Consider the following 14,076-nt stretch of genomic DNA (forward strand, 5'->3'; position numbering starts at 1 on the left):
CTCAAGTCCCTCGCCGACTACCTCGCCAAGATCAACCCGCCCAGCCAACCATCATAGAAATAGTTACCCTTTGAATTTGCGGCGCAGGACACTAGCCGATCGCCTTGTGCGCCTGGGGCGGAGCCCTCATCGATGAGGAGGTCAGCAAGAACCCCTACCCGGCGGGACCCAAGAGATCTGGCCGGGTGCGAACGGCCATGATCTCGCCGCGCGGCCGGACGGCTACGGCCGCGCGGGCCGGTCGGTGCGGAAGTAGTGCCCCTTCTCCAGGTCCTCGACCAGGCTCGGCCCGGTCGGGTGCCATCCCGTCAGCTCGCGGGTGAGGTCGCTGGAGGCGGGGCTGTCGACCGAGAGGAAGTCCGCCAGCCAGCCGAAGTGCCCGGCGGCGGCGTCGGCCGGGATGGAGCGGACCGGCAGGTCGAGGTGACGGCCGACGATCTCGGCGATCGAGCGGATCGGCACACCCTGGTCGGCGGCCGCGTGCAGGACCGATCCGGCCGGTGCGCCCTCCAGGGCGAGCCGGAAGAGGTGTGCGGCGTCGATCCGGTGCGCGGCCGGCCAGCGCTGGGAGCCGTCGCCGATGTGGCCGGAGACGCCCTTGGCGCGGGCGATGCCGATCAGGGCCGGCATGAACCCGTTGTCTCCCTCTCCGTGCACGGTCGGCGGGAGCCGTACCACGCAGGAGCGGACACCCCGATCGGCGAGGCCGATGGTGAGCCGTGCGGTGCTCATGCGGATCTCCGGCCCCTCGGCCGTGTGCGCGGAGGACGAGTCGGACGCGCGTCCGTCCTCTTCGGTGCTCACTCGGCCCGAGGTGAGCCACAGCAACCCGCTGGCGAGCACGAACGGGCGGGCGGAGCCGGCGAGCGCCTTCCCGAACGTCTCGACGGCGCGGCGGTCGGCGTCGGCCGCGCTCTGAAAGCTGCCCTGGAAGGCGAGGTCGTGCTTGAAGGCGAGGTGGACCACGCCGTCCGACGCAGCGGCCGTGTCGTGCAGGACATCGAGGTCGTCGAGCGTGCCGCGGATCACCTCGGCCCCGGCCGAGGCGAGGGCGGCGGCCGAGGCGTCGGAGCGGGCGAGCGCGACGACCTGGTGGCCCGCGCCGATGAGTTCGGGGGTGAGTGCGGAGCCGATCCAGCCGGATGCCCCGGTGACGAAAACGCGCATGAGCAGATCTCCCGGTGAAAGCCGGTCGCCCGTGCCGATGACGCATGACGGACGACCGAACGATGTCAGCGACTGTCATTGCACCGTAGCACCTGATGTCAGTAACTGTCATCGGGTACGATGCAGGACATGGGGCGATGGGAGCCGGACGGGCGTGGCCGACTCGAACGAGCCGCACTGGAGCTCTACCTGGAGCGCGGTTTCGAGCGGACCTCGGTGGCGGAGATCGCCGAACGGGCGGGGCTGACCGAACGGACGTTCTTTCGGCATTACGCGGACAAACGGGAGGTGCTGTTCGCGGGCTCGAGCGCGATGCAGGAGCTTCTCGTGGACGCGGTCGCCCGCGCTCCCGGGTCCGCCCCCCCGATGAAGGTCGTTGCGGCGTCTTTCCAGGCCATCGCGGTCCCGCTGGAGGAACGCCGGGAACTGGTCCGCAGGCGCCAGGCCGTCATCGCCGCCACCCCCGAATTGCTCGAACGCGAGCTGATCAAATTCGCCTCGCTGTCGGCCGCACTCGCCGGGGCGCTGCGGCAGCGCGGGGTGGACGACGCCTCCGCGGGCCTCGCCGCGGAGGTGGGCATCGCCGTCTTCAAGATCGCATCCTCGCGCTGGATCGAGCAGGCCGACGGGAAGGATCTGTCATGGTTCATCGGAGAGTCGTTCGCGGGACTTGAGACGGTGATCGCGGGCCACTGACCGGCGATACCCAGCCGCTTCGAACTCCGGGAGATCGAGAAACTCCGCACCAAACGCCTCGTCGTCCTTGTCGTCCTGACGTACGGGCGGCGCCTAGACCATCGGCCGACGTGTCCGGCACGGCAACGAGCCGACGTGCCATCAGGCGAGGTGGACGCCAGCTCATCCGGCGGCGAACCGAGACGGAACGGCCTCGCTCGCCGACCGAGGCGCAACTCGCCATCACTTAATAGGTCGGGTGATTCAACGCCCGCCCAGGCGCACTGACTTTCGTTCGGCGAACGGCTTACACGATGGCGACGGGGCGGGCGCGTCCCCACCCTCGGGTGGCGAGGTCTTCTGCGATGGCGGTCATGGAGGTGTTGATGGGTTCGGTGAACGCGCGTGCTTGAGCGGTGAGCTCGGGCCCGGCACCTTTCGGGGAGCCTGCCGTGAAGGGCGGGCGGGGGTCGTACTCCATGATGAGCTGGGTGAATTTGGCGACGTCCTCGCCAAGCAATTCGGCCTGGACGACGAGACCGAAGTCCAGGCCGGCCGTCACGCCCCCGCCGGTGATGCGGTTGCGGTCGATGACCACGCGTTCGCTGACGTTCTCGGCTCCGAACAGGGCCAGGACATCGCGCCCGCTCCAGTGGGTCGCCGCCTGATAGCCGCGTAGCAATCCGGCGGCGCCCAGGACAAGCGATCCACCGCACACCGCGGTGACGTAGCGAGCACGAGCGCCGCGGTCTTCAAGGAAGGTCAGAACCTCTTCGTCGGCGGCGACTTTGTCCTGGGCAGCTCCTCCGGGCACGAAGAGCACGTCCAGGTCCACCGGACAGTCACCCAGGGTAGTCGTAGGCTGCACGGCCACGCCGGTGTCGGAGATGACGGGATCCGTCGTCTTCCAGACCAGGTGCACGTCCATGGTGTGGGCGAAGACAGTGTGCGGCCCGAACAGGTCCAGAAGTGTGAGACCCGGATAGAGCAGCATCGCCACTTGCGGGCGTAGGTGAGCGGGAGAAGTACCGGTGTCGGTCATGCAAGCTCCTCGGTTCGGCCGCGAGGTCATCGCAGAAGCCGGGCTGTCTTTTGGCGGGATGCATCGAGAACGGGTACGGCGGGCGTATTCCAGAGATGGCAGGCCGGCACGGGCCAGAGGCAGGCGACCGTACGGTGGCCCAGCGCAGATCAAACCTGTGAGACATAGGCGGTGACGGTGTCCAGCGGCAGGAAGACCGGGGTGGTGGCTTCGGCCCGTGGCAGGGTGACGGCCCCGGACGGGCACAACCGTTCAGCGATGGAGGCCATGAGTGCTCTTCCGTTCATGGAGCTCAAGGAAACTGTGCCGTGCGATCACCGTCGACACTAACAATGATCTTTTTGAGATCACTACTGGCATTAGTGCCTACTTTCAACGGAATATCGCCAGGGGCCTCCAGGCCGTTCAGAGGTCTCACGTGATGACGGTACGTGATATCGGCTGGTGAGCGCGTTGGCGATAATTAGTTGTTCGCCTATATTATTGACATGCACACCGTGGCCGTCCTCGCCTTGGACAACGTCATCCCCTTCGACCTCTCCACGCCACTGGAGGTCTTCGGCCGCAGCCGGTTGCCCGGCGAACGTCCCGCCTACCGGGTCCGCGTCTGCGCTCCCACCCCCTGCATCGAGGCTGGCCTGTTCACCCTTCAGGCCCGTATGGGGCTGGAGGCGCTCGCCGACGCCGACACCATCATCGTGCCCGGCACCGCCACTCCCTTCGCCTCCGTACCCGATCGCGTGCTGAACGCCCTGCGCGCTGCGAGCGCTGCGGGCACGAGAGTGGCCTCCATCTGCACGGGCACCTTCCCCCTGGCCCAGGCGGGGCTCCTCGACGGACTGCGCGCCACCACCCACTGGCTCGTCGCTCCCGAGCTCGCCCGGCGATACCCGCGCATCGACGTTGACGCGAACGTCCTCTACGTCGACAACGGCCGGCTCCTCACCTCCGCCGGCGCGGCCGCCGGACTCGACCTGTGCCTGCACATGGTCCGTGGTGACTACGGGTCGGCCATCGCCGCCGACGCCGCGCGCCTGTCCGTCATGCCCCTGGAACGAGAAGGAGGACAGGCTCAGTTCATCGTCTACGAACAGCCGCCCGCGCCTCGGGGCTTCGAGCTGGAACCTCTGTTGCGCTGGCTGGAGGACAATGGCGGTCGCGAACTCACTCTTGAGGAGATCGCCCAGTACGCCGGCATGAGCACCCGGACCTTGCTGCGCCGCTTCCGCGAGCAGACGGGCACCACACCTCTGCAGTGGCTGCATCGCGCCCGTGTCCGCCAGGCCCAGCACCTGCTGGAAACCACTGAGCATTCCATCGAACGCATCGCCGCCCAGGTCGGGTTCGGTTCTCCCACCGCTTTCCGTGATCGCTTCAAACGGGTCACCGGTGTCACCCCCCGGTCCTACCGCCGCACCTTCCAATAGAGGCTGGGATCCGCCTCTCTCGCGATCCTGGCGACGGTGCCGTCGATCGACGGCCGTGATCCTCTTGGCGTTCTTACCGACCTTCGCCCAGGTGGTGACCCGGCCGGACGCGTCAGACCTGTCCGAGGGGGTGTGAACAACCCCCCACGTCGCCCCGCGTCCTCTCGGCGCTGGGCGGCGCCGAGAGGACGCGGGGCGGCGTGGGACGGCTCCGAGCCGGTCAGGCGCCGGGGATGACCATCCAGTTGTGGTCCGGTGTGCCGTTGTCCTGGAACTGCTCCACGTTGGCGGAGTCGTCGGTGGAGGCATGGTGAACCGCGAGCACCTTGCCGCTGTGGGCGTTTTGGATGCGCATGGCGCCGCCGCCGTCCGGCAGCACGCGGATGCGCCACAGGTGGTCGGCGGTGCCGTTGTCGTCGAACTGCACGACTTGGGCCGAGTCGGCGGTGGACATGCCGTCGACGGCGAGTACCTTGCCCGAGTACTGGTTGCGGATGCGGAAGTAGCCGTTGGTGTCGGGCAGGAACTCCCACTTGTGGTCGGGGGTACCGACGTCGGAGAACTGCTGGACACGCGCGGAGTTGTCCTTCGACATGTTCTCCACCGCCAGCACCTTGCCGGAGTTCACGTTGCGAAGCTTCACCGTGCCGTCCGGGATAAGCCGCCAGTCGCGGTCGGCCGTGCCGTTGTCGTCGCGCTGCACGACCTGGGCGGAGTTCCCGGTCGACATGCCCGCCACACCGACCACCTTGCCGCTGTTGACGTTCCTGAGACGCAGGTAACCATCGCCGGTGTCGACGAGCCGCCACACGTGGTCCGGGGCGCCCACGTCGTCGAACTGCTGGATCCGCGCGGAGTCGTCCTTCGACAAGTTCTCCACCGCCAGCACCTTGCCGGAGTGGACGTTGTAGACCTTGACGGTGCCGTTGCCCGCGTCGACGATGCGCCAGAGGTGGTCGGCGGTCCCGTTGTCGTCGAACTGCACCACGTTGGCGGAGTTGTCGGTGGACATACCCTCGACTCCGAGGACTTTGCCCGAGTGGCGGTTCTGCAGGCGAAACGCCGCTCCGGCCGGCAGCCACGGCTTGGTCCCGCCGGTCTGCGGGAAGGAGGTGATGCGCAGCCGGGCGGCACCCATCGGGATGAGGGTGACCTGCTCGATCGGGGTCGTCGCGGCGACCGGACCGTCCTGCAGCGGTGTGACCACGTTCTGGCTGTCGGCCTGCCACTGCGGGATGCGCTGCGCCTGCGTCGTGATGCGCACGGGCGCGTTGGCGACGGTGAACGGATCGTTGGTGTTCCCGCCCGTCGAGACGCTGTATGACGTGTTGGGCGGCAGGCCGTAGTTCCACGCGGACCCGGCGTGCACGTCGTACTCGGGCCATTGCGCGCTGCCGCCTGTTTGCACCCAGTTCTCGGTGATGCGCAGGGACATGCCGAGCGGCCCGTAGTGGATCGACGCCGCGTTGCGCTGCGTCGGCCAAACGCGTTTGCGCACCTGCATGGGCAGGCGCAGCGTGAGGGTGTCGCCGTTGGACCAGGTGCGCCGCACCGTGACGAACCGCGGTCCCCCGGCGGCGGCCACGGGCGCCTCGTTGACCCGCACCTCCGGTGCCGAGCACCAGGCGGGGATGCGGAGCACGAGGGGGAAGGACACCGGGGTCCCAAGTCGCAGGGTAAGCGTGACGGTGTCGGCGAAGGGGTAGCCGGTCGACTCGGTGATCGTCACACTCGAGCCGCCGGCGACCTTCGCCGTCACGACGCACGGTCCGTACAGCGACGCGCACAGGCCACCGTCCGGGGTGGCCAGCCACATCTCCTCGATGTAGTAGGGCCAGCCCGTCCCGTAGTTGTGCGGGCAGCACCGGTACTGGTCCACGCCCGGCCGGTAGGACTGCATCGCGAAGCCGTTTTGGAACTGGCCCAGAGTCTTCGGCCTGTTGTCGAGGTCGACGCTGTTGGCGGAGGTGATGTAGTGGATGGCACGGCCGAGCGGGTCCAGCGCCGCGGGCAGCATGTTGAACGCCAGTTCCTCGGTGCGGTCGGACCACACCGGATCCCCGGTGATCCGGGTGAGGATCTCGTGGCTTTGCATGTACTCGACGATGCCGCAGGTCTCGAAGCCCTGCCGGGGGTCGCCGAAGCCGGGGCGGGCGTTCTCGTCACCGGCGAACCCGCCGCCCGGGAACTGCCCGTAGGTGTTCTGCACCGTGTCGTAGACGTTGTAGGTCGCGTTGCGATGAGCGGTGTCGCCGGTGAAGACCCAGTAGTGAGCGGGCTCGCGGAAGCCTTGGGCGATGTTGACGTTGTGAAGGTTGGGCAGGCCGTTCATCCAGTTCGCCGAGTTGGCGTGGATCCTGTGCACCAGGTCGATCAGGAACCTCTCTCCGGTGCGGTTGTACAGCCAGTGGATGACGTCGATGGTGTCGGCCCACCGCCACGTCCCCCATCCGTCCCGGAACACCCCGTTGGGCTGGCGGTTGACGAAGTCGAAGAACTTGAGCAGGAACGGGTTGATGCGGCTGTCGTCGGTGTACTCGGCGTGGGAGCGGATCGCGTGCAGCATCGGCATGTGCGGCCATAGATCAGCGTGCCCGTTCAGCGAGGTGCGCAGCGTCCGGGGCCCGAAGAAGCCGTCGCCGGCCTGGGTGGCGAGCACCCCGTCGATCCAGCGCCTGGCGGTGCTCAGTGCGGTCGGGTCCGCGCTGACATAGGCCATGTCGACGTATCCGCGCAGCCAGTACGGCACCTCCTCCCAGCCGCCGAGCTCGCTGCGGATCCAGCCGGTGTCGTCGTAGCGCAGGAAGTGCGACACCTGCGCGTACCGCCCGCACATCCCGTCGACCTGGCGCTGGAGTTGGGTGGCCAGCCACCCGTGGGGGCGGGTGGCCCCCGGGGGCAGGCGAAGGAAGGCGGCGGGCTGCAGCGGGGCACGGTTGGCGAGGTAGGGAGGCGTGGGCGCCGCCTGGGCCGCCCGGGGGGTGGAGATCGTGGTGACCAGGCCGCCGGCGGCGGTCAATCCGATCTTCAGCAGGTCACGTCGGTCGATGGTCATGCTCGGGGCTCCTGGTTTCATCCTTGTTCGGTGGTGTGGGGGGTGAGGGAGCGGGGGGTGGCGGCGGGAAGAGGCGCCGCCACCTCCGGTGGATCTGAGCCGGTGGGTGCCTTGCGCCTACCCCCAGGGGGCCTCCACGGCCCAGCTGGTGTCCTCCGCGTACATGTCGGGGTTGTCGTAGGTGTGCTGACCGCCGCTGGAGGCGACCCAGACCTCCTCGGCGTAGTGCCGCACGTTCGTGCCCAGCTCGTTGATCGAGGCCAGACGCACGCTGCCGGCGGCCGCTCCCGGTTGCGCGCAGAAGGTCGCGTCGCGGCGGTAGAGGTCGGTGGCCTCGGAGGGGTCGAGCCGGACGCGGAAGGCGGAGTGGCGTAGGTAGCGGCCGGGGTGGTTGCGCGATTCGAGGGAGTAGCAGGTCGGGTCGGCCAGGCCGCGCCGCACGACGAACGTCGCGTCGGCCTTCAGCAGGCTTGGGCTCTGGCCGTCGACGACGTCGGTACGGGCCAGGCTGTCGGCGTGGCGCAGGTAGCGGTTGGTGTGGCCGGGCGTGGTGACGCGCAAGGAACGCGCCTGGTTCAGTGGCAGGCCGGCCCCGCTGCGCCACAGCGGGATGGTGGCGGCCCAGGTGGTGTCGGCGGCGAAACCGGTCCCGGTGTCCCAGGGGTTTGCTCCGCCCTGTCTGGCGATGTAGACCAGTTCGTTGAAGTGGCGGATGAAGTGGCCCCGGTAGTTGTAGGACTCCAGCGCCGTTCCCCCCTGGCCTTCGCGGGCGCAGAAGGTGGCGTCCGCGGCGAACGTGGCGCTGCCGTCGTTGCGGTCCCTGCGGACCCTCCAGGTGGAATGCCGCAGGAACTCGCCGGGAAAGTTACGCGACTCGAACGACAGGCACGTCGCGTCGGCGAGGCCGGGACGGGCCCAGAAGGTGGCGTCTTGCTTGGCAACGTCGCCGCTACCGCCGTCGATCACGTCGGTACGGGCCAGGCTGTCGGCGTGGCGCAGGTAGCGGTCGGTGTACACGGACGTGGTCACCCGCAGCGACACCGGCTCACCGCGACCCACCTCGGTGCCCGCCGCCATCGCCAGAACCCGCTGGTTGACCTCGCGCACGCGCGACTCGGTCATCTTCAGCACGCGCCGGTCATAGGTGTAGAAGCCGTTGACCTCGTTCTCCACATCGTAGGGCTCGGTGTACACCGACCCCGACAGCCCACGGCCGTGGACGAACCGGCCCACCTCCTTGGTGATCTCCACATACCGGTTGGTCAGCGACCTCTCGTCCGGGTAGAGGTCGCCGTAGGCGAAACCGGCGCCGGGCTGGTACTCATGGCCCACCACGCGCCTGCCCAGCCCGCCGAACTCACCGAGCACCGCAACGCGCGTGGCGGTCGGCAACCGGGTCCCCGGTGACATCTGGTAGTAGTGGTCGTCGATCACATCGCCGTTGCTCGGCTCCGGGTCCGACACGCAGCAGTTCGACCCCGAGTTGTGGTTGATCAGACGAGTCGGGTCGATCGATCGGACCAGGTCGACGATGCGCCCGTTGTCATACTCGCCCCAGCCCTCGTTGAAGGGCACCCACATCACGATCGACGTGATGCCCTTGAGCTGGTCGACGATCCTGCGCAGCTCCGACTCGAAGTTGGCGTGGCTGCGCTCCGGCGTGTCGTCGACGGAGTCCAGCGAGGGCATATCCTGCCAGACCATCAGGCCCAGCCGGTCGGCCCAGTAGAACCAGCGGGCCGGTTCGACCTTGATGTGCTTGCGCACCATGTTGAAGCCCAGGGCCTTTTGCCGTTCCAGGTCGAAGCGCAGGGCCTCGTCCGTCGGCGCGGTGTAGACCCCGTCCGGCCAGTACCCCTGATCCAGCGTCCCGAGATGGAACACGAACTTCCCGTTGAGGACCGGCCGGAGCACGCCGCCGACCATCGCCTTGCCGATCGACCGCATGCCGAAGTACCCGGTGACGACGTCGCCCCCGCCCTCACCCAGCAGCGTGACCCGCAGGTCGTACAGGAACGGGTCGCTCGGCGACCACAGGCGGGCGTCCGGCACGGGGACGCGGATGTGCGAGCCGACCGCGCCCGTCGCCGATCCCACGACCTGGCCACCGCTCAGCACTTCGGCGCGGGCTTGGCGGCCCGAGCCCTGCACGACCAAGTCGAGCACACCGGCCTGCACGTCGGGCGTGGTGTCCAGCCGGGTGATGTGCGCGGCGTTGACCGGCTCCAGCCACACCGTCTGCCAGATGCCGGACGCCGCGGTGTACCAGATGCCCGACGGGTCGCGCCGCTGCTTGCCGATCGGGTAGGTGCTGCCGTCGATCGGGGAGGACACGCCGACGATGAGCTCGTTCGTGCCCGGCCGCAGCGCGGAGGTGATGTCGAAGGAGAAGGCGTCGTAACCGCCGGTGTGCCGGCCGACCTGCGTGCCGTTCACCCAGACCAGGGACTCCCAGGTGACGGCCCCGAAGTTCAGCTTGACCCGGCGCCCGTTCCAGTTGGACGGCACGGTGAACGTGCGCCGGTAGAACATGGTGTCCTCGTGGCGCTTGATACCGGAAAGGGCGGACTCGATGGGGTAGGGCACCAGCACCCCCTCCGACAGCGACCGGTTGAACGGCGGGGAGTTCAGGTTCGGCGCGCCGGCGAACTCCCACACCCCGTTGAGGTTGAGCCAGTCGGGGCGCACCAGCTGCGGTCGGGGGTATTCGGGCAGGGCGTTGGTCGGCGACACCTGGCTGGTCCACGGGGTGGTCAGGGGTGGTGTCTTCGGTTGCCAGGGGGCGGCGGTCGCGCCGGGAGCGCCGACGACCAGGGTGGCCAGGACGACGAGGACGGCGGTCAGGACGGCCAGGATACGCGCCAGTGGTGCGCGGGAACGGTGCATGGTGATCCCAAGGGTTGTGGGGGTTAGCCGGGGATGAGTCCGTCCGGCCCGCTGGCCTGGGTGCGCCAGTCGAGCCGGTCGGTGGTGCCGCCGGCTCGCCGCCGGCCGATCCGGTTCAGCGTGTCGCGGCCGACGTTCCGGATGGAGTCCGATCCCGGTTCCACCAGCCCTCTCCCCCGCAGGTGGCCGGGTCCCGGAAGCGGTGCGTGTAGTCGGAGACGGTCGGCAAAGGAAGGCGCGGACAGCCGGAGGGGCGAGGTCGGCCACCCGCGTCCGGCGGGGGAGGGAAGGCCGGCTGTGGCGTCAGCCGGCGCTCGGACAGAGAGCATGGCGTGGCTCCAGGTGGGGGCCCGGCATGAGCCCCGGCGTGAGGACCGGAGGCGATGAGGAGGAGATGGCGTTCCTGAAGTGAGCGCAGGTCGTGTTCGTCACGAAGCGCCGTGGCAGCGCGCGGCGGGCCGGACGGCTCAGCGATGTCCGGACGGCTCGGTGAGGACGCTGCGGGGAAGGCCGGTGCTCAGTCCGGGCCGGTGACGTCCGCACACCTGATGGCCGCCCCGCCTTCGTGGGCTTGGCGGACGCGGGCTGGCGCGGGGGTCAGGCCGAGGTCTCGTCTCTTCGCCTGCCCGGCGGTCACCGCCCTGGACGGGTCGAAGCCAGGTTCAGGCCCCGCGGCGGCCTGCGCGCTCGCAGGCGGGACGACAAGCGCGGCGAGTACTGCCACGCTGTTCAGCATGGTGAATCTCACGGCTGGTCCTTGGGGGTGGGGGGTGGACGAGACGTGAGAGCGCTCTCTTGAAAGAAACTTTACATTTACCCGACGTGAAGTCAAGACGATTGATGACTGAATCTGATCGAAACGGATCGATAATTTCCGATCGTCTCCGTTTCCCGGTCGCCGCTTGAGTCGGCCACCGAACCCGATCACGCTCCAGCCTCCAACGGCTCGTTTCACAGTGAAACAGCGTGTCGGTTGGTGACGACCGTGCCGTTGAAGGAAGATCAGCGGCGCATCTTCCCCCGGCCTCACTGTCGACGATCTGTGGGAACGCATCGCTCCGCCGCTGCCGCCCTACCCCTACGTTGCCCTCGGGAGCGACGGCCGGTCGAAGACCGCATGGCCCCGGCCGGCATCATCTCCATCCTGCGCACCGGTGTGGCCTGGCGCGACGTTCCGGCCTCGGCGATCGGCCGCTCGGGAGTGACCTGCCCGCGCCGGCTGTGCGACCGGACACATCGTGGTGGATGAACTCGACCCGCCACTTCACCGAACGCGCCCCAGCGAGCGTCGCGATGTGGACGGGATCCCGCTGGTGGGCGGCGGATGCCCGGCGGGGGCGCCTGGGTCCGGGGCGGAGCGTCGCGGACCCAGGCGCTGTCGTCTCAGGACTTGCGGAAGGACTGTGCCGGGGCGCCGTTGCAGTCCCAGATCTGCAGGCGGGTGCCGTTGCCGCTGGCACCACCCGGGGAGTCCAGGCACCGTCCCAGGCCGACGTTCACCAGCGTCCCCTCGGGCGTGGCGCGCCACTGCTGGTCCTTGGCGTTGGGCTGGCAGTCCCACAACTGCACGACCGCACCGTTGCCACCGTTGTCGTCACCGGCGACATCGAGGCAGCGGCCCAGTGTGGTGAGCGTGGAGCCGTTCCACTTCCAGTTCTGGTCACGGGCGGTGTCCTGGCAGTCCCACAGCTGTACCGCCGTGCCGTTGGCGCCGTTGTCATCGCCTGCCACGTCCGCGCACTTACCGGCCGGGCCGATGATGTTGGAGAAACCGCCGTTGTAGACGAACGACTGCGCCGGGGCGCCGTTGCAGTCCCACAGCTGCAGGCGGGCACCGTTACCGCTGGCACCCCCCGGGGAGTCCAGGCACCGTCCCAAGCCGTTCACCAGCGTCCCGCTGGGCGTCGTGCGCCACTGCTGGTCCTTGGCGTTGGACTGACAGTCCCACAACTGCACGACCGTGCCGTTGCCACCGTTGTCGTCACCGGCGACGTCCAGGCACTTACCCAGCGTCTGCAGCGTGCCGTTGTTGCGCAGCGTCCACTCCTGGTCCTTGGCCTGGGACTGACAATCCCACAACTGCACCGCCGTACCGTTGCCACCGTTGTCGTCACCGGCGACGTCCATGCACTTACCACCCGGCCCGACCACCGGATAACCCACACCGGAACCACCACCAGGGCCACCTGCGCCGAACGGGCTGAGCGTGATGGCGGCCGAGCGCGGGTTGCCGTCGTGGACCAGCGACTCGAAGGCGCCGACGTCGTCGAAGGCGAATCCGTACGCCTTGCCGTCCACCATGTTGGCGTGGATGATCCGCGAGTAGTGGTTGGTCAGCGGACCGCGGTAGAAGTCGGCGGCGTTGTAGCTGGGCTGGGTGTCGATGGTACCGAGGGTGGAGCGATTCAGCGCCGCGCAGAGCGACCGCGCGATCGGGCCCTTGACGAGGTCGTTGGGGGCGTGCAGGGCGCCGTCGCAGCCCCACACGTCCGAGGTGCTCGGCTTGTTGATGGAGTGCACCTGGCGTCCGGAGGCGTCGGTGAAGTTCATGACGTTGCCGGAGGTGCGGCCGAAGTACTTGACGTCGGGCTGATGCTGGAACGGCACGACGGTCAAGGTCTTGCCGGTGTAGGCGTTCCAGGCACTGTCGATGTACGGGGCCAGGTAATTCCTGTCGAACTGCCCGCCGTCGGCGGCCTTGCCGGGCGCCAGCACCCGTAGCACCGTCCCGTCGCCCCGCGTGTAGACGGTGTTCGCCCAGCCGGGCTGCGCCTTGATGGCGTTGATGATGTTCTCGCGGCCGTTGTTCACCACGTCGCCGGTCCGCTTGGTCGCCCCGTCACTGCCGGTCACGCTGACGCCGTGCGGGATCGCGAACTGGTCGACCTGGGAGCTGTTGAGCCACAGGCCGGCGTCGTTGTAGGTGAACTCGCTCCAGTCGAAGAGGATATCGCGGTTGGGATCGCCGCCGGCCCAGGGCGCGGGCTGGACCAGGCCGTCCGGGGTGAGGAAGAACTTGAGTTTCTCCCCGATGGAGAAGTACACCCGGGCCGACAGGAAGCGCGGGAAGTAGATGGTCTTGCTGGCGCCGTTGCCGGGGCCGGGGATCGACACGTCGGGCGCCGGGGACGGCGGCTGTGAGCCGGCCGGCCAGTTGGAGAACCCGCCGCTGCCGTTCACATATCCCAGCCGACCGCCGGGCCGGACGTCTTGACCGATGACGTACAGGTGGACCGGCTCGTTGCGTCCGGTGTTGTTGGTCACGGTGACCGGCAGCAGGTCCGGTCCAACCGCGTGCGCCGGGGTGGCCGCTGCAAAGGCGGCCATCGGTAGGGCGACCGCAAGGGCGAACAGCCAGCTGAGCAGCTTCCTGGTGATGGACTGTGGTCTTAAGGACATCGGCAACTCCTGAACAGGGGGTGTGCGCCTCATCCGGCTGATTCGTCATCGGATCGGATGGGGGCCGGTGAGCGGGTCGCTGTCTGGGCGGAGAAACCTCACGTGGGATACCCAACGGGCGAGAGAGCGCTCTCTGCAAATTTTGGGCATAGGGACGTAAATGTCAATAGAGTGTCTTGCATGTTTTGAAGCCGTGATGAGATGTGAACGACTCCGCTCGCACTGGCGTGACGACTTCCTCCGCTCCGAGCCGCCGACGTCGTCCAGGAACGCGACCATCAGGGAATAAGTTCGCTGAACAGCGAAAACCTGATGGCGAGAGGCCCGGGACGGCTCGACGAGGGGCCTGGGCGATCGGTGGGAGCGCTCCCTTCGAACGATTTTCGCCCAAGCGAGCCCTCACCAAATTCTTGGGGCTTGACAGG

The 14,076-nt window shown here is 68.3% G+C and carries 9 protein-coding genes; 2 read left to right on the forward strand and 7 right to left on the reverse strand.

The features are described from left to right. Positions 1-222: 222 nt before the first annotated feature. A complete protein-coding gene (locus ACIBCT_RS38435; RefSeq protein ID WP_399196950.1) occupies positions 223-1,167 on the reverse strand; it encodes an SDR family oxidoreductase in 945 nt (314 codons plus the stop codon). Positions 1,168-1,296: 129 nt separating this feature from the next. On the opposite strand from ACIBCT_RS38435, the gene ACIBCT_RS38440 reads away from it, so the two are divergent. Further along, positions 1,297-1,863 carry a TetR family transcriptional regulator gene (locus tag ACIBCT_RS38440; RefSeq protein ID WP_399196951.1) on the forward strand — a complete coding sequence of 189 codons (567 nt, stop codon included), beginning with the start codon at positions 1,297-1,299 and terminating at the stop codon, positions 1,861-1,863. Between the two features lie 286 nt (positions 1,864-2,149). Here the strand turns inward: ACIBCT_RS38440 and ACIBCT_RS38445 are convergent, their stop codons facing one another. Both ACIBCT_RS38445 and ACIBCT_RS38450 read right to left on the reverse strand, forming a co-directional pair. Next, the gene (locus ACIBCT_RS38445) at positions 2,150-2,884 is read right to left on the reverse strand and encodes a DJ-1/PfpI family protein (protein WP_399196953.1); all 735 of its coding nucleotides are present in this window, start codon (positions 2,882-2,884) and stop codon (positions 2,150-2,152) included. 149 nt (positions 2,885-3,033) lie between these two features. Beyond that, on the reverse strand, positions 3,034-3,171 hold the full coding sequence (locus tag ACIBCT_RS38450) for a hypothetical protein (protein WP_399196955.1): 138 nt from the start codon (positions 3,169-3,171) through the stop codon (positions 3,034-3,036). Positions 3,172-3,372: 201 nt separating this feature from the next. On the opposite strand from ACIBCT_RS38450, the gene ACIBCT_RS38455 reads away from it, so the two are divergent. After that, positions 3,373-4,311, forward strand: coding sequence for a GlxA family transcriptional regulator (locus ACIBCT_RS38455; protein WP_399196956.1), 939 nt, complete (start codon positions 3,373-3,375; stop codon positions 4,309-4,311). Between the two features lie 220 nt (positions 4,312-4,531). On the opposite strand, the gene ACIBCT_RS38460 is transcribed toward ACIBCT_RS38455, so the two are convergent. The 4 genes from ACIBCT_RS38460 to ACIBCT_RS38475 form a co-directional block, all read right to left on the reverse strand. After that, entirely contained in the window at positions 4,532-7,366 is a 2,835-nt protein-coding gene (locus ACIBCT_RS38460; protein ID WP_399196957.1) for an RICIN domain-containing protein, read from the reverse strand. A gap of 117 nt (positions 7,367-7,483) precedes the next feature. Then, the gene (locus ACIBCT_RS38465) at positions 7,484-10,252 is read right to left on the reverse strand and encodes an AbfB domain-containing protein (RefSeq protein ID WP_399196959.1); all 2,769 of its coding nucleotides are present in this window, start codon (positions 10,250-10,252) and stop codon (positions 7,484-7,486) included. A 23-nt stretch (positions 10,253-10,275) separates the two neighbouring features. After that, positions 10,276-10,416, reverse strand: a complete 141-nt coding sequence (locus ACIBCT_RS38470; protein WP_399196960.1) for a hypothetical protein — start codon at positions 10,414-10,416, stop codon at positions 10,276-10,278. 1,219 nt (positions 10,417-11,635) lie between these two features. Beyond that, positions 11,636-13,651, reverse strand: coding sequence for a beta-1,3-glucanase family protein (locus ACIBCT_RS38475; RefSeq protein ID WP_399196961.1), 2,016 nt, complete (start codon positions 13,649-13,651; stop codon positions 11,636-11,638). Positions 13,652-14,076: the final 425 nt, after the last annotated feature.

Source organism: Streptosporangium sp. NPDC050855, assembly GCF_044456585.1.
Taxonomy (GTDB): domain Bacteria; phylum Actinomycetota; class Actinomycetes; order Streptosporangiales; family Streptosporangiaceae; genus Streptosporangium; species Streptosporangium longisporum.

Excerpts from the sequence above, each read along its gene's own strand:
- ACIBCT_RS38465 (WP_399196959.1), bottom strand. The coding sequence starts at position 10,252 with ATGCACCGTTCCCGCGCACCACTGGCGCGTATCCTGGCCGTCCTGACC.
- ACIBCT_RS38440 (WP_399196951.1), top strand. The coding sequence starts at position 1,297 with ATGGGGCGATGGGAGCCGGACGGGCGTGGCCGACTCGAACGAGCCGCA.
- ACIBCT_RS38450 (WP_399196955.1), bottom strand. The coding sequence starts at position 3,171 with ATGAACGGAAGAGCACTCATGGCCTCCATCGCTGAACGGTTGTGCCCG.
- ACIBCT_RS38475 (WP_399196961.1), bottom strand. The coding sequence starts at position 13,651 with ATGTCCTTAAGACCACAGTCCATCACCAGGAAGCTGCTCAGCTGGCTG.
- ACIBCT_RS38460 (WP_399196957.1), bottom strand. The coding sequence starts at position 7,366 with ATGACCATCGACCGACGTGACCTGCTGAAGATCGGATTGACCGCCGCC.
- ACIBCT_RS38445 (WP_399196953.1), bottom strand. The coding sequence starts at position 2,884 with ATGACCGACACCGGTACTTCTCCCGCTCACCTACGCCCGCAAGTGGCG.
- ACIBCT_RS38435 (WP_399196950.1), bottom strand. The coding sequence starts at position 1,167 with ATGCGCGTTTTCGTCACCGGGGCATCCGGCTGGATCGGCTCCGCACTC.
- ACIBCT_RS38455 (WP_399196956.1), top strand. The coding sequence starts at position 3,373 with ATGCACACCGTGGCCGTCCTCGCCTTGGACAACGTCATCCCCTTCGAC.